Source organism: Rhizobium sp. 1399 (assembly GCF_031455475.1).
GTDB lineage: Bacteria > Pseudomonadota > Alphaproteobacteria > Rhizobiales > Rhizobiaceae > Rhizobium.
The window spans coordinates 1-22,731 of sequence record NZ_JAVDSU010000021.1; the positions used below are offsets into that span (position 1 = coordinate 1).

A 22,731-nucleotide genomic window follows, 5' to 3' on the forward strand; every position below is an offset into this window, starting at 1 on the left:
CCTCGCTGGTCGGTAGGTCGCCCTGGCCAATTCCAGAGCCCACACAATCTACAGCGTGGGTGGGCGGCCCTCACCAACGAACATACGGTCTAGTGCGCGTCTACACGATCCGTACCGTCGACGTCGAAAAGCGTGAACTGTGGATCGACTTCCTGCAGCACCCGGCATCAGGCGTCAAAACGCCCGGTGCCGATTTCGCCCGCGATGCCGAGCCCGGCCAGCGGGTTGCGCTCCACGGTCCCGGCGGCGGCAACCTTCCGGCGGCGCAGTCCATCCTGCTCGCCGGCGATGAAAGCGCGCTTCCTGCCATTGCCCGCATCGCCGAGGAAATGCCTGCAGGGACGCGGCTGCAGGCAATCATCGAGGTCGCCGACGACACGGAAGAGCAGCCACTGTCATCAGCCAGTTCACTCGATGTGCGCTGGCTGCATCGAAGGCATTACGCCAATGGCGCCAAGGGCGTTCTGCTGGAAGAAGCCAAACAGGCGGTTGCCGCTACCGAGGGCGAAACCTTCGTCTGGTTTGCCTGCGAAAAGGAGGATGTACGCGCCATGCGGACTTTCCTGAAGGTGCGTCGGCACGACAGGAAGAACATGTATGTCGCCTGGTATTGGGAGCGTGAACCGGACTAGACTGGTCTGACGGGCATCGATCACGATCCGTCAGGTGGAAGGGCTATCCTTTGACGGCTTCCGCGACGGGCGGCCGGGCGCGATCGGATCGCTTGCCGGAAATGTTTCCTCAAGCGACTCCTCGAGAAAGTCGTCCTGCTCCTGTTCGAAGGTGTCCGTCTCGTTAGGCTTGTTGGTGGCTTCGGCAACTTCGATCATTTCAATACCCTTGATGCTTGGCTTGGCGAACGTAGCAAGCCCGGCGGCACTTCGGCACTAAACTCTCGGATAGGGCGAACCGCGATGCGCTTCGGATCAGCGATTCCGGAAGACCGTGCAGGCAACACCGGCAGCGCGGATCGTGCTGCAGAGCTTGGTCGCTTCGGCGCGGGTCTCCCGGCCGATTCTGGCGGCATAGCGCGGGCGATAGCCGAAGTTTCCGCCCCTCTGACGCACGATCAGGGCGCGCTCGGCGTTCAGCGGTTCGGGAAGCTTTGTGAGCGATATGGTAAAGAGCCGGTCGGCCACGGACGGATTGTAGTGGGCGGCAAGCTGTACGCCCCACGGCACCCAGTCGGCCGATCCGGTCAGGACCGGTTCATTCATTTGTCGGGTCTCGGCAAGCGCCACACATGCGTCACGGAACGGCATGCCGTCCCGCAGCTCCGGCGCAGCGGTTTCCGGAGGGCTATCCCGCCAGGTCTCGACGGTCTGCCCGGTAATCGCGAACACATAGTCGCGGGTCTCGATCGGCAGGCGGTCTGAGGAGAGAAACCGGCTGAGGCCGGATTCACCGGCATTATAGGCAGCGGCGGCAAGTCCGAGATTGCCGAAACGAAGCCTGAGTTCGTCGAGGTAACTCGACGACGCTTTGAGCGCCTGGACGACATCGAAGCTGTTTTCCAATGCCCTCAGCCGGGCAGTGCCCGGCATGAATTGGGCAATGCCCTCCGCGCCCTTCGGGCTGACCGCTTCCGGACGGAACAGGCTTTCGCGCCAGATCAGGCGGGCGAAGAAGGCAGGTGGAATGTTATGGATCGCTGCGAAACGGTCCATGACCGCGCAGAGATCGGCATTGAAGTGATCTTTTCGAATGCAGAGCGTTTGCCCGTCACCAGCGTCCCCTTGGTAGAGGCACGCCGCTTCAGGAGCGGATGGCTCGGCAGCGCTGGTCGTCATCGCCACGATAATCCACGCTGCGGAAACCAGCGCCGCAGCTATTAAGCCTATGCCGCATCTCATCATCGCCAAACCTTGCCTGACGACATCGTCGCGGTTTTCAGGCAAGACGGCAAGCTTCCTTCGTCAGTCCCGCGGCCCTGGCCGCGGGCGACTGGCTTCAGTGCACAACGGTCAAGATCGCAATGCCGGCTTCAGCTGCCGCACGGCGAATGGCGTCCTGCAGTTCGCCAACATCGATGTGTCCGCTGATCGCATCGACGCAGGCCTTGACGGCCACGACATATTCCTCGCCGTCTTCTGACGGCCAGTCCGTTATCAAAACCTCAGCGGCGTCTCTCAACGTTCTGAGAACCCTGTATTTTTCCCGGCCACCCAGCATCAGCACCAGAGGGGGAAAGCGCTCGTATGTGTTCCATTCCATTACACTTGGTCTCCCCAACGTAAGGATATTGGTAACGCTGCAAGAACCATACCGCTCGCGTGTGAAAATCATGCATCCGACAACTTGAGCGTTGCGGGCTGATTTTGAGGTTCGGTTAATGCTCTAAAATGGAGGCGAAAACTCAAGTTTTTATTGCGTCTCGTTCCGGCCCTGGCTAAAGAAGGATCGTCATTGGCCGGAGACGCTCCGCCACGTAAGCGTTAACGTCACTCAACGCGTATGATCGAACGGCCCTGCGGCTTCGATCTGCGCGACTGTGTCCTGCGGATCGTTTCCCGAGGCCCCGGAAGGACATGATGGATAACAAGCAATCCACACATCCCCAGTTCCCTGCACCTGCTATCGAACGGGTCCGCCATGAATTGCGCCGCCGTTTGCTGACGGTAGAAAGCGTGGCCGATATCACGCCCGGCATGCGGCGCATCGTGCTGATGAGCGAAGATCTCGCAGATTTCACCAGCCTTGCACATGACGATCACATCAAGATCATCGTGCCCGGCGCCGATGGCGCCGAGGAGCGTCGGGACTACACGCCGCGCCGCTATGATAATGCTGCCCGCAGCCTGACGATCGACTTCGCCCTGCACGAGGCCGGTCCGGTCACGCAATGGGCAATCGACGCCCAGCCCGGCACATCTCTTGAGATCGGTGGCCCGCGCGGCTCAGCCGTGGTTGCCGGCAGCGTGAAGAGATGGCTTTTGGTCGGCGATGAGACGGCTTTGCCCGCCATCGGGCGGCGCATCGAGGAGAGCGGGGCCGATACGACCATTGTGGCAATCGCCGCAGTCGCAGGCCCGGAAGAAGAGCAATCCTTCGAGACAGCTGCAGCGCTCACAACGCGTTGGGTTTACCGTCCCCTCTCCGATGCGACGAATGCCGAACAGCTGATTGCTGCCTTGGCAGGGATCGACATCGTTCCCCAGACCTTCGTCTGGATTGCAGCCGAGGCGTCGGTGGTGCGGGCAATCCGTGCCTATCTCGTCGAAGAACGCGGCTATCCGTTGAGCTGGATCAAGGCCTCGGGTTACTGGGTCAAGGGCAAGGCCGATACGACCGAGAAGTTCTGATAGCCGAGAAAATTCCTCTGCTCCGCCAAATCGCTCCTGCCAGTCGGCTGGAGCGATTTGGCAAGGCTCTCATTTGAACTCTGTGGCGGAACCTCGAACGAATGCCGGTGTTTCCTAGAAAAGGAGATGCGTCATGGGCACGAAGGATACCAACGCCAAAGCCGAACAACGCCGTCCCAGAGATGTCGGACCGATTGCCGAAGCGCCAGATCGTGCGGACAAGGAGTCTATTGCTCCCCCGACTGTCCAGCCGTCGGGCGCCTGGGATGAAAGCGAACGGCCGATCGTCGATCCGATCACCGGCGTCGCCCACTGACGAGAAAACGCCGGCGGATTCGGGACGATTGGATGTAGCAGGATGGCCAGGGACAAGGAAGAGGCAATTCGGCAGCGCGCCTACGAGATCTGGGAGCAAGAGGGCCGCCCGGACGGATCGGCGCTTCGGCACTGGCTGCAAGCATCCGACGAGTTCAGCGAGGATGACGAACACGAGACGATGCAGGAATTGATCGATGAAGACGATCGCGACGATGCGGCTCTGCTGCAGGGTGCCGGCGAGAGCGGAGACATTCACACGCGACACTAGTCGCGCATAGGTAGATTATTTCTCGGTTCGCTCCAGGAGAATTCGAGCTTCCTCGAAGCGGCGTTTTCGATCGGCATCATCTTCACCTGGTGAATAACAGGTATTCGACACGCAGAACCGCGCAAGATGATGCGGCTTGTCGACCTTGTCGAATTCGCATTCGAACGTATCGGTCATCTCACCCGGTGCGGTTCCCGATCGCGTCGAATAGGTCATGCGAACGCCCGGTGGCTTGAGTTCCGGGAAGGATTGAACCGTGCCGATCGAAAGCTGGTCACTCATTAAGAAGCCCTTGGCGACTGATTGGCATGTCGCCTCCAGATCCTGGGATTGCGCGAAAGCTGCCGTTGGAAACAGGATAATGCCAAATAATACTAGATGTTTACGCAAAGGCGTCTCCTCATGGTATCGTTCAGAGTGAGGTAGCGCCAATACGGCAAAAACAAGTGGGGCGCCTCAGGCGGCGTCGGAAAAATCTTCCGACAGCAGGCCGAGCAATTCGTCGCGATCCCGCACCCCGAATTCGAACCAGTCGACCAGCGCTCTCGCCTTTGTCATTCCGAGATTGCCGCTACGGCTGCAACGCGCGGCCGAGCACCATTCCTGGTGAATGCCGTCGAGAAAATTCATCGTCTCCGACGTCAGCGCTTCCTTCGGCCAAACCGTTCGCGTCATCGCCATGCTCCCTGGTGCGGCCCTACACTAGATGACCTATGGTTGAGGGCAATGGCGAGAATGCAACACCGATCGATTAGTTGTCATTGGCGGCTGCGCCGTCGCGCAACAGAAAAGCGGCAGGCGTTAAGGCCTGCCGCTTGTCGTCACGTGCTCTCTGGACGAGGCAATCAGCCCTCCAGCCACCTCACCTGTTCGGGCGTCAGCGTGATGTTCAGTGCCGAAAGGCTGTCTTCCAGCTCGGCGATCGTGCGCGGTCCGATCAGCGGAATGACCGGGAACGGCTGGGCAATGACATAGGCGAGCGCGATATGAATCGGATGCCGGCCACGTTGTTTGGCGAGTTCGATTGCCCGGTCACGTCGCCCAAAATTGCGATCCGAATACCAGCAACGGACGATTTCCTCGTCGTCCCGTTTGTCGCGGCCGGCGCGGTCGGTGAAGAAGCCGCGGCCCTGACTCGACCAGGCGAAGTTCGGGATCTGCTTTTCGTTCAGCCACTTTTTCCACTCATCGTTCGACGCGGCAACGCAGCCGGCCCAGATCGGATCGAGCATTTCGGCGAGCGAGAAGTTATTGGAAAGGGCGGCAGGCGCTTGCTTCCCGTTCTTCTTCGCATAGGCGATCGCCTCGTCGAAACGCTCACGCGTCCAGTTCGAGCCGCCGAAGATGTCCCGGATGCGGCCGCGCTTGACCTCGGCATCCATGGCATCGACGAATTCGCCGACCGGCACGTCGGTATTGTCGCGATGCATGAAGTAGATATCGACATAGTCGGTCTTCAGGCGGTTGAGAGACTGATCGAGCTGTTTGCTGATGACATCGGGATAGCAGAGCGGCGAGTGGGCACCCTTGCCGATCAGCACGATCTCCTCGCGTGGAACCTGGCGGCTCGTGTGCCAATCGCCGAAGATGCTCTCCGTCTTGCCACCGCCATAGACGAAGGCCGTGTCGAAGACATTGCCTCCGGCTTCATAGAAGGTGTCGAGCGTCAGCGAGGCGGCAGCGAAACTCGGGAAGAATTCGAAGCCGAGGGTGACGACCGAGGCCGGCTTGGAAATGCCGGGGATCTGGCGCTGCGGAATCGAGTTGCCGCGCCGGACAGCACCGCCGGCAATGTTCAGGGTACGCTTGGCTGCTTTCTCGACGCTATATTCGAGACCAACCGAAGCGCGCCACTGGTCGAGCACCTTGAGATTGTTAATCGAATCCGCCCAGCTCATGCCCGGTGAGCGGAATTCCTGTTCGCCGGCGCGGATTGCGTCACCGGCAGCGTCCGCTTCGAACGAGTAGAGCCAGCGATCTTCCTTGACTTCGATCGTCTCCTGCTCGTCGTTCCTGAAGATCTCGATCTTGCCGACGCCGCCCTTGTGGCCGGAGGCAAACCAGAAATCCTTGACTTCGATGCGGCCTGCAGACCCGATGATGCGCAGCACATTGTCCTGCTGCGCCATGATCGAGCACGAAACTTCGGCGATGATGTCGTTCGGGAATTTGAGCACGGCAGACGCCCATTCATCGACGCCGGACTGGCCGAGATGGGCCACACCAGAGACCTTTTCCGGGTCCAGGAACGGCTTGCCGGCCGCTGCACCCGCGATCAGCCGGGCCATGGAAACGGGATAGCCGCCGACATCGAGAATGCCGCCGCCAGCCGTTTCATTGGCAAACAGGCGGTGTTCCGGCTTGTAGCTGCCCATGCTGAAGCCGAAGCTGGAGCGGATGATGCGGATTTCGCCGATCGTGCCGCTCTTGATCAGCTCGACCAGCTTTTCGGTCTGCGGATGCACACGATACATGAAGGCTTCCCCAGCAAAAACGCCAGCCTTCTTCGCCTCGTAATAGATCGCCTCGGCATCATAGGCCGAGAGAGCGATCGGCTTTTCGACGAGCACATGTTTGCCGGCGCGGATTGCCTTGATGGCCCATTCGGCATGCCCGGTATGGGGCGTGGCGATATAGATCGCGTCGACCTCCTTGTCGGCCAACAGCGCCTCATAACCATTGACGATACGCGCACCCGGAAAGCCATCGGCAAGGCCTGGCTTGTCTGGATTACGGGTGGCGATCGCCACCAGCTTGCCGGTGCGCGAATGCGCGACGCCATCGGCAAAGGTGCGGGCGATGGTGCCGGGGCCGATAATGCCCCAGCGGATCGGATTATCTGAAGTCATGACTATCCTCTTTCGTCTTTCGGTCTTGGGATTGCGTTATCGGAGCCGCTTGCCGGCCGCATCGAACAGGAAGGTGCGGGCGGCGGACAGCGACACCATCAGCCGCTCGGTTTTGCCGAGGCTGCGAGATTCTGGCTGTTCGATGATGAGCTGCTCACCGCCAAAGTTTGCGTAGATGTAACTGGTATTGCCGAGGTGCTCGGCGACATCGACGGCAACCGTCAGATCCGCTTCGCCCTGACCCGCCTCGCCGAAATGCTCTGGCCGGATGCCGAGCGTGACGGGCGTGCCCGATGTGATGGGGTCGTGCAATGGTACCGCGAGGCGCACCGTTCTGTCGTTCGCGAGCGCGACTGTCGCCTTGCCCGCCTGTACCTCGGCCACCTCGGCCTTGAGGAAGTTCATTTTCGGCGAACCGACAAAGCCTGCGACGAACTGGTTGGCCGGATCGTCATAGAGATCGAGCGGCGCGCCGATCTGTTCGATATTGCCGGCGCGCAGAACGACAATCTTGTCGGCAAGTGTCATCGCCTCCGTCTGGTCGTGTGTCACATAAATCATCGTCGTGCCGAGCTGCTTGTGCAGCCTGGAGATCTCGACGCGCATCTGCACGCGCAGTTCCGCATCGAGGTTCGACAGTGGCTCGTCGAACAGGAAGACCTGCGGTTCGCGCACGATGGCGCGGCCGATTGCGACGCGCTGGCGCTGGCCGCCGGAAAGCTGCTTTGGCCGGCGCTTCATCAATTCCGTGATCTGCAAGATCTCCGCGACATGGCGCACGCGCCGTTCGGTATCGTCCTTCGGGTTGCCATTCATGCGCAGGCCGAAGCTCAGGTTCTCCTCGACAGTCAGGTGCGGGTAGAGCGCGTAGGATTGGAAAACCATGGCAATACCACGGTCGGCCGGCTCGACATCATTGACGAGGCGGCCGCCGATCTTCAGCTCACCGCCGGTGATATCCTCAAGGCCGGCGATCATGCGCAGCAGCGTGGACTTGCCGCAGCCGGAGGGGCCGACGAAAACGACGAACTCGCCGTCCTTCACGTCCAGATCGGCACCATGAATGATTTCAAGCGCGCCGTAGCGCTTGACGATATTGTTGAGTGAAAGCTCTGCCATAGGCCCCTCGATTATTTGATTGCGCCGGCCGCAATGCCGGCGATGAAGTGACGCTGCAGAGCCACGAAGACGACGAGGATCGGCGCCGTCAAAAGTACCGCACCCGCCATGATGCCGCCCCAGGAAACCTTGGTGAGGCCGATCAGCACGCCGAGCGCCACCGGAGCCGTCATCATGCCGGGCTTCGAATTGATCAGCAGCGGCCAGAGATAATTGTTCCAGGAGGCGAGGAAGAGGATGATCGCCAGTGCGGCCATGGTCGGCCGGGCAAGCGGTAGCGCAATGCGCAGGAAGATCTGCCATTCCTTGACGCCCTCGACGCGGGCTGCGTCGAAGAGATCATTCGGCATCATGGAGAAGGACTGCCGCATGAAGAGCACGCCGAGCGAGTTGAAGAGCGGCGGCACGATGAGGGCGATCCAGGTATTGGCGAGCTTGAATTCGCGCGCCACCATGATGAATTGCGGAATGACGACCACGAAATAGGGCAGGGTGATCGTGCCGAGGATGATGGCGATGACCAGCGAACGGCCGACGAAGCGGTAGCGGGCGAGCGCCCAGCCCGCCATGGATGTCAGGAGCACGGAAAGCACGGTATAGACGGTGGCAACAACGATGGAGATCACCATTGCGCCGATGAAATTCGTGTCTGCCTGCAGGTTCTGGAAGTTTGCGACGAAATTGGTCGAGGGCCAGAGCACGATCTGCGGGCTGAAGATGCCGTAGTCAGGCATGGTCGAGAAAACGAACATCATCCAGAGCGGAAAGAGCCAGATGATCGCGAGCGGCAGCAGGAAAGCGTGCAGGGCGATCTGGCGGATGAGAAGGGATTGTGACTTGGATCTCATTTCGGCTCCCTCCCAACCCAAAGGTTGAGCAACGAGATCGCGACTGCGAGCGCTGCCATCGTATAGGCGATCGCCGAGGCATAACCGAAGTTCAGCGATGTAAAGCCTTGGCGATAGAGCAGCAGACCAAGTGTCTCCGTGCCACCGCCAGGTCCGCCTCTGTTGGTAATGAGGAAAGGTTCGGCGAAGAGCTGCATCGTACCGATGACGGACAGAACCACGCAGAAAAGAATGATCGGCTTCAGAAGCGGCAGGGTGATGTGGAAGAACTGTTGCAGCTTGCTGACGCGGTCGAGCGTAGCCGCCTCGTAGACATCTTCCGGGATCGATTGCAGGCCGGCCAGGATGATGATGGCATTGTAGCCCGCCCATCGCCAGGTGACGGCAATGATAATGACGACCATGGCGGCATTGGCGTTGTCGAACCAGGAAACCGGGGTGAGGCCTGCTGCGCCGATCAGCTTGTTGATGATGCCGAAATCGAGATTGAACATCAGCCGGAAGACAGCCGCATAGGCGACCTCGCCAACCACGACTGGCGCGAAAAATGCGAAACGAAACAGGACGCGTGCTTTCAGAAGCGGCGAATTGAGCAGCACGGCCATGATGGTCGCAAGGGCGATCATGACAGGCACCTGGATGACCAGGATGATGAGCGTGTTATAGACGGCGTTGTAGAAGGCCGGGTCGGCGAAGAGGCGCCCCCAATTGGCCTGAAGGCTGAATTTCCACGGATTGATGCGCGTGTTCTGGAACGAGATCAGGAACGAATTGATGATCGGCCAGACCCAGAAGGCGGCAAAGACCAGAAGATAGGGCGCGAGGAACGCATAGGCGCTGCGGTTTCTGATCGGCATGAATCCTCCTTACCGAAACGAATGTGCCGACCGCCTCCCGCGGCAGGCGAGGCCGGGCGCTTCGGCGCCCGGCTTGCCATTCATTGTGCGATCGGAAGACCGGTCGCCGATGCAATCTGCTTGGCGGCATCGTCGAGGGCAGCCTTCGCATCGGGATAACCGCCGGCGAAATACTTCGTCTGCGTCGTCTTGTAGATGGCATCTGCATCCGTCTGGAAGGCCGTACCGCGGCTCGGCACGATCTTCGGCAGGGTAGCCAGGATGTCGGCCCAGATCTTCTGGCCGCCCCAATAGGGCTGCGGCTCGTTGACGAAGGGATCCTGAACGGCCGACAGCAGCGACGGCACGAGACCGAACGACTTCAGCATGGTGACCTGGCCCTCATTGGTGGTGAGCGCATAGGTCAGATATTTGAAGGCTGCTTCCTTGTTCTGCGAGTTGGCATTGATGGCGAGCGAGGAGCCGCCGAGGTTGGCAGCATGGGGGCTGTCTGCGGTCATGCCCGGCATGGCGTAAACGCCCCACTTACCTGACAGATCGGGAGAGCCGGAACGGATCGTGCCTTCGTACCAGCCGCCGAAGACCTGGCTTGCCACTTTGCCGGCGGTGTTGGAGGAGATCTTCTCATCCCAGTTCGCCGCCGTCAGCGTGCCGGCATCCTTCATCGCCTTGACTTTTTCCAGCGTCTGCACGCAAGCGGGCTTATTGATGGTGATCGATTGGCCGTCGGTCGAGAAATAACCGCAGCCCTGTTCGTTGGCGAGCATGCGGAACCATTCGCTGTCGCCGTTGAAATCGCCCTGGCCCATGACGACGCCGGGATTGGCTGCCGAGACCTTCTTGCCGGCGGCAATGAAATCGTCCCAGGTTGCGATCGACTTCGGATCGACACCGGCCTTTTCGTAATAGTCGCGACGATAGAAGACGGTGACTGGACCGGAATCCCACGGCATGGCATAGGCGACATCACCGATTTCAAGCTCTGTACGCTTGAACTCGGGGAATTTCGCCTGCATGTCGGCGTTGTAACCGAGGTCCTTCAGATTAGCGAAGCAATCCGGGAAGCGGCTCCAGAAGATTTCCGCCTCGAAATTCTCTATCGTGACGATATCGGGAAGGCCGTCGCCGCCGGCCGCGCAGGCGGCAAGCGTCTTGTCGAAGACCTGCTGGTTGCCGAGATCCTGGACATCGACCTTGATGTCGGGAAACTGCTTGTTGAAGCCTTCGACCGTCGATTTGAGAGCGGAAGCTGCGACATTCCAGCTCCAGATGGTAAGTGTAGCGGACTGCGCATAAGCAGATCCGGATGCAAGCAGCACAAGCGCTGTCGTTGCAGTGATGAGTTTAGAGCGCATGAAAATCCTCCCTTTTCAATTGCCTTGCCGTCGCTGAGCGAACGTGGCTAATCTAGCGCGGCGGGAGCGGCTGTCTCATAAAAAGGGAATATAGAATTGGCGGAAAGTAAGGTCGTTGGCAAACCTGTTTACCAGCCTGGTGCCAGCACGATTGAAGGCATGCCGATGGCGCTGCAGATGTTTTATGCTCATCCGCCTGTCATGGCGATGCCGCATTGGCATGCCCAGGTCGAGGTCAATTACATCATGCGCGGCAGCGTCCATTATCGCATGAGCGACCATGACATCACGCTCAAAGCCGGCCAGATGTGCCTTTTCTGGGGCGGGCAGCCGCATCAGATGGATGAGTCCTCAGATGATTCCCTTTATGCGGGCGCGCATCTGCCACTCGTCTATTTCTTCAGGCTGCGCCTGCCTCCGACCATAGGTACCCGTCTGATGAAGGGGGAAATCCTGCTGACATCGGCGACCGATGCGGCGGATGAGGCAAATTTCCCGCGCTGGTATGACTATGCGAGATCCAATGATGTCAGGAAGACGCAGCACGCCGTCGATGAATTGCTTCTGCGCATCGAGCGGATTGCCCTGGAATCATATCTGATGGTTCCAGGCACCAGCACAGACGAGCTTGAGCAGCCCAATTCGCATCTTTCCCGCAGCGTCGCGCGTATGTGCGATTTCATAGCGAGCAATTTCCTGCAGGACATCGATACGGTCGAAATTGCTCGCACGGTCGATCTTCATCCGAAATATGCGATGAACCTGTTCAAGAAGACGACAGGCATGACGATCAGCAAATACGTTAATTTGCTGCGCCTTTCGCATGCCCAGGCGCAACTGATGGGCGAAGGCGCGAACGTTCTCCAGATCGCGATGGATAGCGGTTTCGGCTCGATCAGCGCCTTCAACAAGTCCTTCCGCAATATTGCCGGCATGTCTCCATCTGATTTTCGGCGGGACATGCGTTCGATGATCGGCGCTATCTCGGCTGCTGGTTGAGACGCCCTGAGTTTGCCTTCGAAGACCGATCTCGATCGCGGGCATGGATAGGGTCGGTCCAGTCGCGCCCGGGCGCTAGGTCGACTGCCGATCGTCAAGATCTGCCCCGCAAGAAGACGTGTTGAACGGGGTGCATCTTCCGCCGACGGAAACATGGCCCTTGCAAAGAGCGCCGGGAGCGACATCATGTCGGAGAGGAACCCAGATGACCGCGACCCAGGATGCTTTTCGTGTGTACATCACCGGCGGGGTGCAAGGCGTCGGCTATCGCGCCTGGACTCGCGGCCAGGCCCTCCAACTCGGCCTGACGGGCTGGGTGAGGAACGAGGCCGACGGCTCGGTCAGCGCTTTGATCGTCGGTTCTCAAGGCGCCACCGGCTCCATGCTCGAGCGTTTCTGGAGCGGTCCCGCCGGCTCCTCCGTGGCAGACGTGAAAGCGGAGCCGGCAAATCTCGATGAGATACCGAGCGACTTCCGCATCGTACGATAGAGATCAGGAGAACCTGTGTTCTTTCCCGGCGAGCGGTGAGGCAAACTGCGTTTCACCGGTTGTCACCGGCCGGTCGCCATCCGTACGCACGACAAGTGTCTGCAATTCCGGCACATCGAGGTAGACGACAGTATCTGCGCCGAGCCGCTCGATATGGCGCACCTTGCCCTGCCATTTGCCTTCCGTCGGCGAGAGTGTGATATGTTCGGGCCGGATACCGTAGGTCCGGCATCCCTCCTGTGCGGCGATCTCTCCCTCGAACAGGTTCATCTTCGGCGAGCCGATAAAGCCGGCCACGAAGGGGCTGGCCGGATTGTTGTAGAGCGTCATCGGCGTTCCGACCTGCTCGATCTGTCCGCCATTCAGAACAACGATCTTGTCGGCCATCGTCATCGCCTCGACCTGATCGTGGGTGACGTAGATCATGGTGGCGCCGAGCTTGGCATGAAGTTCGGTCAGTTCGATGCGCATCTGCGAGCGCAGCGACGCGTCGAGATTTGACAGCGGCTCATCAAACAGGAAGACTTTTGGATTGCGGATAATCGCCCGCCCGATCGCCACGCGCTGCCGCTGCCCGCCCGACAGTGCCTTCGGCTTGCGATCGAGCAGGTGCGACAGCTGCAGGATATCGGCGGTCTGTTTCACCCTTTCGGCGATTTCCGCCTTGGGTCGCCTGGCGAGCGACAGGCCGAAGCCGATGTTTTCTGCGACGGTCAGATGCGGATAGAGCGCATAGGACTGAAACACCATGGCGATCCCGCGCTCGGATGGCTCGGCATAGGTCACGTCCTTGCTGTCGATGAAGACCTTGCCCGAGGTCTGTGTTTCCAGCCCCGAGATGATGCGCAACAGGGTCGATTTCCCGCAGCCGGACGGGCCTACGAAGACGCAGAATTCGCCCGGCTCTACAGTGAGATCGACGCCCTTCATGACCTCCAGGCTGCCGAAGCTCTTGCGGACACTTTCGAGAACAACTGATGTCATGGCTTATCCCTTGACTGCACCGGCGGTCATGCCTGCCACGATCTGCCGGTTGAAGAAGATGAAGACGATCAGGGGCGGAATAGTCACCAGAAGGATGTTCATGAACAGCAGGTTGAACTGGGTCTGGAACTGGCCCTGAAAATTATAGAGCGTCAGCTGCACCGTCACGTTTTCCCGGCCCGGCAGGTAGTAGAGCGGGTTGGTGAAATCGTTGAAGATGGCGATCGACTGGACGACGATAACAGTAACCGTGACCGGCTTTAAGAGCGGCAGGATGACGCGAAAGAAGATCTGGAATGGCTTGGCCCCGTCGATGATAGCAGCTTCGTCGAGATCCCGTGGGATCGTTGCGATGAAGCTGCGAAACAGGAGAACCGTGAAGCCGAGGCCATAGGCGACCTGGATCAGCACCATGCCGGACAAGGTCTTGAAAAGGCCGAGGAGTTGCAGCACCCAAATGGTCGGAACAATGGCCGGCGGGATCATCAAGCCGGCGAGCACGCAGCCATAAATGATAGTATTCCAGCGTGAGGGGCGGCGCTGCAGAACGTAGCCGACCATGGCACCGAATAGCACCAGCAGGGTGACGGCGGCCACCGTGATGACGGTCGAGTTGAAGTAGGCCAGCAGCAGCATGTAGTTGCGGGTCTGCACGACCTCCATGAAATTCTGCCAAAGCTGCCACTCGACCGGCCAGCTGAATCTCAGCGTTGCCGCATCCTGTTTCGTCTTGGCGGCCGTGATGAAAATGAAGATGAAAGGCAGCACGAAGATCACGCCGCACGCAGCCAATGCCGCAATCCCGGTATAGAGCTGGCGGCGGCTCATAGATCCACCTCCTTGCGATTGAACCAGGCCGTCAGCGGCAGGACAATGAGGCCGATGAGCAGGAAGAGGATGACATTCCCAGCCGTCGAAAGGCCGTAGAAGCCCGCCTGGTACTGCTTGTAGATGACGCTTGCGAGCACATCCGAGGAAAAACCGGGGCCGCCGCGTGTCATTGCCCAGATCAAGTCGAAGCTTCTGAGGCCACCGATCAACGAGAGCGTCACGACCGTCACCGTCGCGGGCTTGACCAATGGGACAGTCACGCGGAAGAACATCTGGGTGCGGGTCGCGCCATCGATGCGGGCGGCCTCATAATAGTCGGGGCTGATCGATGCGAGCCCGGCGATATAGATCACGGTCGCAAGCCCGATGCCCTTCCACAGGTCGACGAAGACGATGGAGTAGAGCGCAAGAGCCGGATCGGTCAGCCAGCCAGGGCCGTGGATGCCAATGGCGGCGAGCGCCACATTGATCAGCCCGCGTGTCGGATGCATGAGCACCGAGAAAGTGATACCGACGCCGATCGTCGATACCAGAACCGGAAAGAAGATCACGGTGCGCAGCAGGCCTTGTCCCCAGAGGCCGGAGGTCAACAGCACCGCGAGCAGGAGACCGAGAACGGTTTTCGTGCCTGAGGTCAGCACCGCATAGATGACCGTGTTGACCAGGCCCTGGATCAGAAAGGGTTCGCGGAAGAATTGCCGGTAGTTTTCCAGGCCGATGAACTGCGTGGTGAACAGGTCCCAGCGCGTGAGGCTGAACCAGAAGGAGGCGACCGTCGGAGCCAGAAAGAGGACGGTGAATATCACCGCCGCCGGCAGGACGAACCAGTAGGGATAGGGTGACTTGCGTTTTATCATACGGACACCGTGAAGCGTCCCCCACCCAGGCTCAAAGAGGTGAGTGAGGGATCGGCTGGAAGGTTACCAGTTCGGCAGGCCGAGCTGCTTGGCCTGCTTCTCGACATCCTGGTCGTAGAGGGCTGCCGCATCCTTGGCGGAGCGTATGCCGGTTCCGACCTCGACCGTGATCTGCTCAAGCGCCGGTCCCTTGACGGGCGAGAGGAATTCGAGCGCCGGACCGTTGCGTCCCTCGGTATCGAAATAGGGCAGCATGTCGGAAACGACCGGCGGAATGTCCTTGGGAAGTTCGCATCCCTTGACGAGGTAGGGACCCGACGGAACAGCCTTGGCCATCAGGTCGCACGCCTCCTTGGAGCCGACGAAATCAAGAAATTTCTTGGCCTCTTCCAGGTTTTCGGACTTTGCGGAAGCATAGAGCGCGGAAGGCATCCAGACGGTCAGGCCGTTCTTGGCAGCGTCCGTTCCAGGCTGAGCGAAGAAGCCCAGATCCTTCAGGTTGTCAGGGAAATTCTGCTGGATGTTGCCGATACCGAAGGTGAGGTTTGGATAGTGCGCGGCTTCGCCTGTGGCCACCATCCGCATGCCGTCGTCAAAGGTTGCCGCGCCGAAGTCCGCGTTGAGGAAACCGCCTTTCGCGACCTCCTCAAGATGTTCGAAGCCGCGCAGGGCAGCTGGCGTATTGGCATATTTGATCTTGTTGGCGGTATAGTCGGCTGCGAAATTCGGGACCTCGGTCTGGACGTTATAGAAGTCGGCAAGCACGAAGAGCTGCGAGGTCCAGGTCGTGCCATAGGTCTGCGCCACGGCAACCTTGCCGGCCGCCTTGATCTTCTCGTTGTTGCTCATGAACTCCGCCCATGTCTTCGGCGGGGTCAGCCCGAGATCGGCGTAGATCTTTCTGTTGTAGAAGATGCCGCCGCCCATGGCGGGACCAAAAGGAAGGCCGCGGACATGGCCGTCCGGGCTGGTGACGACCTTCTTGAAGCTGTCGAGAATCCCGGCTTCCGACGGAAGATCGGAAAGATCTGCGATCGTTTCCTGCGGCTTCAAAGCCTGGAAGAGGGAGCCGCCGTTATACAGGAAAATATCGGCCATTTCGCCGGTGGCGAGCCGGGTCTTGATGATGTTATCGCCCTCCGAGCCTCCGGCACGCTGCTCGACATCAAATGTGACGTCGGGATGCTTTTCCATATAGGCTTTGGAAACGGCATCGAACGAGGCAATCGTCTCGGGATTGGTGTCAATCAGGACGCTGAGGGTCGCATCTGCATGCGCCACTCCAGCGGCAAGAGCCATGATACTGGCTGCAAGGATGCTGCACTTCGTCATTCGCATAGTCATTTCCTCCTCTTGAAGACCGGAATGCGTTGGGCTGCTTGCCCGCGGATCGAAAACCCGCGAGCAACCGCATCAGATAGAAAACGTAATCGTATGTTCTCCCGCACCGAGCTTGGTCTCCTCACCTTGCTCGATCAGGGTGCCATTTGCCTTCAGTGACTTGCGGTGGCCCCTGCCTTGCAGCCGCGCAGTCACGCCCTGCGGCAGCACCAAGCGGCACGTGACGGTCCCCCCCTCCAGTGTCCAGCCAGCTTCGATACGGCCAAAGCGGGTGTCATGCCAGGCCGCAACCGGCGAGAGGGCGGGCAGGATGGCGGGATCGAAGGCGACTTCCTCGAAGCCTGGCTTGTCTTCCAGCGGCTTGATGCCGGCGACATCTTCGAAGAGCCACTGGCATACCGCGCCATAGGCATAGTGGTTGTAGCTGTTCATGTCGGGATCATAGATCGTGCCGTCCTCGGCGAGCGCATCCCATCGCTCCCAGATCGATGTCGCGCCGCGCTCGACTTGATACAGCCATCCCGGAACCTTCCGGTTTAGGAACATCTTCTCGGCAAGGTCCAGCATGCCGAGCCGGGTCAGCGCCGGCAGCAGGGCAGGGGTGCCGATGAAACCTGTGCCGATAACGCCGTCTGTTTCTTCCGCCACCCGGCGGAAATAGTCACGAGCAGCCGGTTCATATTCCGGCGGCACGAGGCCATAGAGAAACGCCAAAGACCAGGACGTCTGGTCGTTATGGGCAATGCGGCCGGAGGGCGAAAAGAATTCGTGCTTGAACGCGGCCTCGATTTCATCAGCACGCTTGTCGAGCCTTGCTGCTTCGACAGTCTCACCCAGAATGCGCGCGATCTTTGCCGTCAGCTGGGTGGAAATGAAATGATAAAGGGTCGCTGCGCAATCGTCTGCCACGGTCGGGCGCGGCTTCCGGTTGTCTCCGACCGGCTGCAACCAGTCGCCAAAAGTGAAGCCATGCGCGCCCCAGACTGCCGGCGGACGGATAATCGGTCCATCCGAGATACCCCAGAGGTAATCGAGCCAGCGAAGCATTGCAGGGAAGCATTCTTCCAATACGGCGCTGTCGCCGTAATGCAGGTAAAGCTGCCAGGGAATGATGGTGATCGCATCACCCCAGCCGGTTGATCCTGCCCAATCGCCGCGCCCGTCGACCGGGTGAAGCCGCGTCGGATCAGGTGAAAAATGCGGGACTGCGCCATCGGCACGCTGGTCGTGGATCACATCACGAAGATACTTCCTGAGGAAGGACTGGCTGTCGGCAAGCCAGCAGGCCGTGCCGGCAAAGACCTGGGCATCGCCGGTCCAGCCGAGGCGTTCATCGCGCTGCGGACAATCCGTCGGCACTTCGATGAAGTTGGAGCGCTGCGACCAAATGGTATTGTCGACGAGCCGGTTGACGGCCGCAACACCTGACGTGAAGCCGCCGGCACTTGCTGGCACCGAGGTAATCGGCACCATAGTAATAGCGATCAGCTCGGCCTGGCCTGTCAGGGTGATGCGCGCATAGCGGAAGCCCATGAAGGTGAAGAGAGGCGCGTATTCCTCTTCGGCTTGTCCAGAGAGCGTATAGATCAGCTCCGCACGCGCGCTGCGATAATTGCGGTTGTCGAAGAAGCGGTCAGGGCCGAGCACTTCGGAATGTTCGACGCGCACCTGTGCTCCGGCTGCACCCTTAAGGCGCAGGCGGATATAGGCTCCGGCATTCTGTCCGAAATCATAGACAACCCGGCCATCGGCCTCCGTCCAGCGATCAATGGGAGAGAGCTTGGCCAGTTCCTTGACTGCGCCGGTCTCATGCGGAACGAGCAAAGCCTTGTCGAAGGAGAGGACATCGACGCCGTGACTATCCTGTGGACGGATGCGAGCGTCGTAATCCTCGCCATAATAGATCCCGTTGCGAACAACGGGGGTGAAGCCGCTCTTCCAGCTGTCATCCGTCTTCAGAAGCGTTTCACCGCCGGCGCGCAATTCTGCGATTGCCGCCGTCCGGTCGCCCCAGCAATTGATGATTGGATTGGAAGCCCACATCAGCTGGCTGCGATACCAGCCGTCGCCGAGCCAGATTTCGATACGGTTGTTGCCGGGCTGCAAGAGCTTCGCCACATCATAGGCCTGATAGGCGATCCGGTCGTCGTAGCAGGTCCAGCCGGGCGTCAGGAGGTCGGTGCCGACGCGGTTGCCGTTGATGAAGGCGCGGTAGAGGCCGAGTGCCGAGATGCGCAGTGTCGCCTCGGCGGGGATGGCATCGAGCGCGAATTCGCGCGACACGAAAGTGCCTGCGGTTGCCTGGCCGCCGTCACAGGAGGGGCCGATCATCGACGCTGTAAACTGGAAAGCAGAACCGGCGAGGCCGTCTTCTCCGGCGATGCCGTGGGCCGAAACAGTCTTCATTTAGAGCCTCCCTCAACCGCCAATCTCCTCAAGCGGTCGCTCAGTGTGTATCGTTCTATGTATATCATTCTACATTATCAATTGCCGCGCAAGAGGTTTTGTGCCTATAATTTCCCAACACTTGAGAGTGAGGCAATTTGGAATGAAAAATCAGACCGTTAACGCGACAAGGGACCGGATAACGATCCGCGATGTGGCACAAGATGCCGGTGTCTCCGTTGCTGCGGTATCGAAGGTCCTTCGCAACGCTTACGGCGTCAGCGACATCTTGCGGACAAAGGTCGAGACCTCGATTGAAAAGCTGAATTACCGGCCCTCTGTCGCGGCGCGGGCTATGCGCGGCCGCACGCAAACGGTGGGTATGCTGGTCATCGAATTGTCGAACCCATTCCTGGCGGGTGTTATCGAGGAGGCCAATGCGACCTTGTCCGAGAGCGGCTTCAAGGCGCTGATCGGGATCGGCCGCTCTACAAGTCCGATCGAGGCATCGATGATCGAATCGATGATCGATAACCGCATGGATGGCGTGTTGATCATCGCTCCGCGAATATCGGGCAAAATCCTTGAGCTCTATGCGCGGCAAATCCCGATTGTGGTGATTGCCCATCATGAGCCGCATGCCCAGACCTACGACACGGTCAATTCCGATGACCACAGAGGCGCCTATCTGGCAGTCCAAGCCGCCTTACAGCGGGGTTATCGAGACATCGCAATGCTCGGCTACGACCTCGGCGACTCGCCGCCGACCATCGTCGCTCTTCAGCGCGAGAAGGGTTATCTGGATGGCATGAAGGCGGAGGGGCTGGAGGGCCGCATCATCCGCCTGCCGTTGGTAGGCGCTGACCGTCGGGTGGCAATCAATGATTTCCTGGCCTTAGAGGACCGCCCCCGTGCGGTCTTCGTCTGGTCCGATCTCGATGCCGTGCCCCTCATCAATGCGGCGCGTATGAGCGGCATCCGGGTTCCGGAGGACCTCGCCATCATCGGCTACGACAATTCGCCGATGGCGGCCATTCCGCTCGTCGGCCTGACCAGCGTGGACCAGAACGCCGCGGCACTCGGCAGAACCGCGGCAGAGACGCTGCTCGGCAGGATTGATGGCCGCGAAGAGGCTCGTCATCTGTTGATCGAGCCGCATGTCGAGATGCGCGGAAGCACCTGAAAGCTGACAGCCTTTCGGCAGTCTACAGCCTATGCTGCGGCAAAGAGAGTTCTCAGCACGTCTTTCCGTTCTATGATGTCGGCGACGCTATACCGATCGAAGACGCCGACAAAAGCGGCCGTCGCCTCTCGCAGGATGGGCGGCATGCCGCAGCCGGCTCTGATGGAACAGGAAGAGCATTCGAGAATATCGTCAAGGCCCTCAGTATGTCTGAGCAGGCGACCAAGATTGATGGAGGCGGCCGGACGGCCGAGCCGGATTCCGCCGTTTCTACCCCTGATCGATTCCACGAAACCGGCTTTTGCCAAATCCTGAACCACCTTCATCAGATGGTTCTGGGAAATTTCATAGGCCTCAGCGACCTCCTTGATCGAACAGATTTCTCCCTCGTGTGATCCGAGGTAAATCATCACGCGGATCGCATAGTCGGTGTACCGTGTAAGCTTCATGGCACCTGCGTCAAAACGCCCAAAAAGAAATGATGCATTTCAATAGCATCTTTTATTGGCTGCGTATACATGCATTCGAGATGCATGATTATGGAGTGACGCGATGGATGCGGCCGAGTTGGAAGAGAGCCAAATTCTGCCGGTGTTGGAGCGGTTCTATGAGAAAGTCCGGCGCGATCCGATGCTTGGCCCGGTTTTCACCGTCGTGGCGGATTGGCCGGAGCATTTGCAGCGACTGACTGAATTCTGGTCTTCGCTAATGCTCACGACTGGCAAATACAAGGGCAATCCGGTCGCGATCCACCTGATCCATTCGGACAAGATAGAACCTGCCATGTTTGAGCGCTGGCTTGCGATCTGGCGCGAGACGACAGACGAGATGCTGCCGCTCGCGGTCGCGCAGGAAATGCAGATCAAGGCGGGGCGGATTGCCTCGCGGCTGAACCTGGCGCTGACCGGGAAGATGCTTGAGTTACGGGCCGAAAAGTCTGCACCGCCACCTCTGAAGCCATACAAGACGACAAAGATCTTCGATGAAACGACTGTGCCAAATGCACTTCTCGAAAATCATCGGGTCAAATCCGGCGCCTGGGCACTCATCCGCGTTCTGACGGGCAGCATCCGCCTGGTGACAGGGCGGACGGTGAGCCCCTTAAGCCCCGATCACATCGGCCGGGTCCTGCCGGAGGTGGAGCATCACCTGGAGCTCCACGGCCCTGTTCGATTTCAGATCGAATTCTTCGATCGGGACCCTCTCCATATTGATAGCATTGAAAGGAAAGAACATGCCTAATCCACTTTCGGCACGCACCATCGAACTGGTGAAGCAGAGTGCTCCGGCGGTTGCCGCCCATGCGAGCGACATAACGAAGACGATGTACGGGCTGCTCTTCAAGGACGAGCACATCAAGGCGCTCTTCAATCAGGCGAACCACGGCGAAAATGGCTCTCAAGTTCACGCGCTGGCGGCGGCAATCGTCGGCTATGCGCAGAACATCGATAACCTCGCGCCTCTTTTACCCGTCATCGAAAGGATCGCGCATAAGCACATCGGTTTTCATATCCTCTCCGAACATTATCCCTACGTCGCCAAATCACTGCTGGCAGCAATCCGCGAGGTATTGGGTGAGGCGGTGTCTGAGGAGCTGATCAATGCCTGGGGAGAAGCCTACTGGTTCCTTGCTGACACCCTGATCGAAAGAGAGGAGCAGATACGAGCCGAGCTTGAAAAGCGGGCAGGGGGCTGGAACGGCTGGCGCGAATTCAGGGTTGCCGAAAAAATCAAGGAAAGCGATGTGGTGACATCGTTTGTCCTGCGTCCGGTCGACGGGCAAGGCGTCGCGCTTCATCGTGCCGGCCAGTATCTGACTTTCGATCTCAGCCTGCCCGATGGCAACCGGATGAAGCGGAATTATTCGATCTCGTCCGGCCCGAACCAGGGCTTCTATCGCATCTCGGTCAAGCGGGAGGAGAACGGCAAGGGCGCCTCGCGCTATCTGCACGATCACGTCGCGGTCGGCACGGTGTTGAAGGTCACGCCGCCTGCCGGAGACTTCTACCTGCCTGAGGAGCCGACCAGCGAAATGGTCCTGTTGTCAGGCGGCGTAGGCCTCACGCCGATGGTCAGCATGCTGGAAGCGATTGCTGGCGATTATCCTGACGTCGATGCCCATTTCGTTCACGGAGCCATGAACAGCTCGACGCATGCGATGGACAAGCATGTCCGCTCGCTTGCCCAGCGGCACGGTAGGGTATCGGTCAGCACCTTCTACAGCGAGCCCGCAGCCAGGGATGTTGCCGGTTTTTCTCACGACGAGGATGGTTTCATCACCAGAGGATGGCTGGAAGCAAATACGCCGATCGATACGGCAAACTTCTACATTTGCGGTCCAAAGCCCTTCTTGCGATCGATGGTCAGTAACCTGCGGGCGCTTGGCGTTTCCAGCGATCGCATCCACTATGAGTTCTTCGGCCCGGCCGATGAATCGCTGGCGGCCTAGAAGCGTCCGGCTGCCAGCCTAAATCCACAGCACGAACAGATATTCGACCAGGCGAAGCCACCGTGGCTCCGCCTGGTCGATTGCATTTTTCGGAGGCGGTGATGGACGCGGCGGCATGGCGATAGGGGTTCATTTTACCCGGCCAACGGTTCGATTAATCGTCCGTTCATTTTGCGGCCGCTATTGACCACTATCCGCCATTTCGAACAATCCACGTTTGAATGTAAACTCCCGCTCAAAAGCAATGAAGATGCCCAATTCGAAACGCTCGTGCCCCTTCTCGCATCCAGTTCCGC

The 22,731-nt window shown here is 59.4% G+C and carries 24 protein-coding genes and 1 pseudogene; 9 read left to right on the forward strand and 16 right to left on the reverse strand.

The features are described from left to right. Window positions 1-632, forward strand: a 632-nt coding sequence (locus J2X71_RS36170; protein ID WP_310390154.1) for a siderophore-interacting protein, incomplete at its 5' end; no start/stop codon positions are given. Window positions 633-662: 30 nt separating this feature from the next. On the opposite strand, the gene J2X71_RS36175 is transcribed toward J2X71_RS36170, so the two are convergent. From J2X71_RS36175 to J2X71_RS36185, 3 genes are all read right to left on the reverse strand, one after another. Next, window positions 663-830, reverse strand: a complete 168-nt coding sequence (locus tag J2X71_RS36175; protein ID WP_310390157.1) for a hypothetical protein — start codon at window positions 828-830, stop codon at window positions 663-665. 96 nt (window positions 831-926) lie between these two features. Continuing rightward, on the reverse strand, window positions 927-1,856 hold the full coding sequence (locus J2X71_RS36180) for a lytic transglycosylase domain-containing protein (RefSeq protein WP_310390245.1): 930 nt from the start codon (window positions 1,854-1,856) through the stop codon (window positions 927-929). Window positions 1,857-1,950: 94 nt separating this feature from the next. Then, a complete protein-coding gene (locus tag J2X71_RS36185; RefSeq protein WP_310390159.1) occupies window positions 1,951-2,214 on the reverse strand; it encodes a DUF982 domain-containing protein in 264 nt (87 codons plus the stop codon). A gap of 317 nt (window positions 2,215-2,531) precedes the next feature. Here J2X71_RS36185 and J2X71_RS36190 point away from each other — a divergent pair, with 317 nt between their 5' ends. The 3 genes and pseudogenes from J2X71_RS36190 to J2X71_RS36200 form a co-directional block, all read left to right on the forward strand. Then, window positions 2,532-3,302 carry a siderophore-interacting protein gene (locus J2X71_RS36190; protein WP_310390247.1) on the forward strand — a complete coding sequence of 257 codons (771 nt, stop codon included), beginning with the start codon at window positions 2,532-2,534 and terminating at the stop codon, window positions 3,300-3,302. Between the two features lie 133 nt (window positions 3,303-3,435). Further along, window positions 3,436-3,618 carry a hypothetical protein gene (locus tag J2X71_RS36195; protein WP_310390161.1) on the forward strand — a complete coding sequence of 61 codons (183 nt, stop codon included), beginning with the start codon at window positions 3,436-3,438 and terminating at the stop codon, window positions 3,616-3,618. Between the two features lie 42 nt (window positions 3,619-3,660). Next, window positions 3,661-3,870 (forward strand): annotated as a pseudogene (locus J2X71_RS36200) (DUF2934 domain-containing protein); the annotation flags it as partial. A 33-nt stretch (window positions 3,871-3,903) separates the two neighbouring features. Here the strand turns inward: J2X71_RS36200 and J2X71_RS36205 are convergent. From J2X71_RS36205 to J2X71_RS36235, 7 genes are all read right to left on the reverse strand, one after another. Further along, window positions 3,904-4,278, reverse strand: coding sequence for a hypothetical protein (locus J2X71_RS36205; RefSeq protein ID WP_310390164.1), 375 nt, complete (start codon window positions 4,276-4,278; stop codon window positions 3,904-3,906). A gap of 66 nt (window positions 4,279-4,344) precedes the next feature. Then, window positions 4,345-4,563, reverse strand: a complete 219-nt coding sequence (locus J2X71_RS36210) for a hypothetical protein (RefSeq protein WP_310390166.1) — start codon at window positions 4,561-4,563, stop codon at window positions 4,345-4,347. A gap of 170 nt (window positions 4,564-4,733) precedes the next feature. After that, entirely contained in the window at window positions 4,734-6,737 is a 2,004-nt protein-coding gene (locus tag J2X71_RS36215) for an aldo/keto reductase (protein WP_310390168.1), read from the reverse strand. A 36-nt stretch (window positions 6,738-6,773) separates the two neighbouring features. Continuing rightward, window positions 6,774-7,856 carry a sn-glycerol-3-phosphate ABC transporter ATP-binding protein UgpC gene (locus tag J2X71_RS36220; RefSeq protein WP_310390170.1) on the reverse strand — a complete coding sequence of 361 codons (1,083 nt, stop codon included), beginning with the start codon at window positions 7,854-7,856 and terminating at the stop codon, window positions 6,774-6,776. A gap of 11 nt (window positions 7,857-7,867) precedes the next feature. After that, the gene (locus J2X71_RS36225; protein ID WP_310390172.1) at window positions 7,868-8,704 is read right to left on the reverse strand and encodes a carbohydrate ABC transporter permease; all 837 of its coding nucleotides are present in this window, start codon (window positions 8,702-8,704) and stop codon (window positions 7,868-7,870) included. Then, entirely contained in the window at window positions 8,701-9,561 is an 861-nt protein-coding gene (locus J2X71_RS36230; RefSeq protein WP_310390174.1) for a sugar ABC transporter permease, read from the reverse strand. Before J2X71_RS36230 ends, J2X71_RS36225 begins: the two co-directional genes overlap by 4 nt. Window positions 9,562-9,641: 80 nt before the next feature. Then, complete coding sequence (locus tag J2X71_RS36235) at window positions 9,642-10,916, reverse strand: ABC transporter substrate-binding protein (protein WP_310390176.1); 1,275 nt, start codon at window positions 10,914-10,916, stop codon at window positions 9,642-9,644. Between the two features lie 90 nt (window positions 10,917-11,006). Here J2X71_RS36235 and J2X71_RS36240 point away from each other — a divergent pair, with 90 nt between their 5' ends. Both J2X71_RS36240 and J2X71_RS36245 read left to right on the forward strand, forming a co-directional pair. Next, the gene (locus J2X71_RS36240) at window positions 11,007-11,915 is read left to right on the forward strand and encodes a helix-turn-helix domain-containing protein (protein WP_310390249.1); all 909 of its coding nucleotides are present in this window, start codon (window positions 11,007-11,009) and stop codon (window positions 11,913-11,915) included. A gap of 205 nt (window positions 11,916-12,120) precedes the next feature. Continuing rightward, window positions 12,121-12,405 carry an acylphosphatase gene (locus J2X71_RS36245; protein WP_310390178.1) on the forward strand — a complete coding sequence of 95 codons (285 nt, stop codon included), beginning with the start codon at window positions 12,121-12,123 and terminating at the stop codon, window positions 12,403-12,405. A gap of 3 nt (window positions 12,406-12,408) precedes the next feature. On the opposite strand, the gene J2X71_RS36250 is transcribed toward J2X71_RS36245, so the two are convergent. From J2X71_RS36250 to J2X71_RS36270, 5 genes are all read right to left on the reverse strand, one after another. Beyond that, complete coding sequence (locus J2X71_RS36250) at window positions 12,409-13,389, reverse strand: ABC transporter ATP-binding protein (RefSeq protein WP_007823364.1); 981 nt, start codon at window positions 13,387-13,389, stop codon at window positions 12,409-12,411. A 3-nt stretch (window positions 13,390-13,392) separates the two neighbouring features. Then, window positions 13,393-14,217, reverse strand: coding sequence for a carbohydrate ABC transporter permease (locus J2X71_RS36255; protein ID WP_310390181.1), 825 nt, complete (start codon window positions 14,215-14,217; stop codon window positions 13,393-13,395). Beyond that, window positions 14,214-15,077 (reverse strand): carbohydrate ABC transporter permease, encoded by an 864-nt coding sequence (locus tag J2X71_RS36260; protein ID WP_007823368.1) that lies wholly within the window; start codon window positions 15,075-15,077, stop codon window positions 14,214-14,216. Before J2X71_RS36260 ends, J2X71_RS36255 begins: the two co-directional genes overlap by 4 nt. Window positions 15,078-15,140: 63 nt before the next feature. After that, window positions 15,141-16,421 carry an ABC transporter substrate-binding protein gene (locus J2X71_RS36265; RefSeq protein ID WP_405049794.1) on the reverse strand — a complete coding sequence of 427 codons (1,281 nt, stop codon included), beginning with the start codon at window positions 16,419-16,421 and terminating at the stop codon, window positions 15,141-15,143. Between the two features lie 69 nt (window positions 16,422-16,490). Further along, window positions 16,491-18,824 carry a family 78 glycoside hydrolase catalytic domain gene (locus J2X71_RS36270; protein ID WP_405049795.1) on the reverse strand — a complete coding sequence of 778 codons (2,334 nt, stop codon included), beginning with the start codon at window positions 18,822-18,824 and terminating at the stop codon, window positions 16,491-16,493. Between the two features lie 142 nt (window positions 18,825-18,966). Here J2X71_RS36270 and J2X71_RS36275 point away from each other — a divergent pair, with 142 nt between their 5' ends. Beyond that, complete coding sequence (locus J2X71_RS36275; RefSeq protein WP_310390185.1) at window positions 18,967-19,986, forward strand: LacI family DNA-binding transcriptional regulator; 1,020 nt, start codon at window positions 18,967-18,969, stop codon at window positions 19,984-19,986. A 29-nt stretch (window positions 19,987-20,015) separates the two neighbouring features. Here J2X71_RS36275 and J2X71_RS36280 read toward each other — a convergent pair whose 3' ends face one another. Continuing rightward, window positions 20,016-20,435, reverse strand: a complete 420-nt coding sequence (locus tag J2X71_RS36280; protein WP_310390186.1) for an Rrf2 family transcriptional regulator — start codon at window positions 20,433-20,435, stop codon at window positions 20,016-20,018. A gap of 103 nt (window positions 20,436-20,538) precedes the next feature. On the opposite strand from J2X71_RS36280, the gene J2X71_RS36285 reads away from it, so the two are divergent. After that, window positions 20,539-21,228, forward strand: coding sequence for a DUF1971 domain-containing protein (locus tag J2X71_RS36285; protein ID WP_310390188.1), 690 nt, complete (start codon window positions 20,539-20,541; stop codon window positions 21,226-21,228). Beyond that, a complete protein-coding gene (hmpA, locus tag J2X71_RS36290; RefSeq protein ID WP_310390190.1) occupies window positions 21,221-22,435 on the forward strand; it encodes an NO-inducible flavohemoprotein in 1,215 nt (404 codons plus the stop codon). Before J2X71_RS36285 ends, hmpA begins: the two co-directional genes overlap by 8 nt. Window positions 22,436-22,731 lie beyond the last annotated feature (296 nt).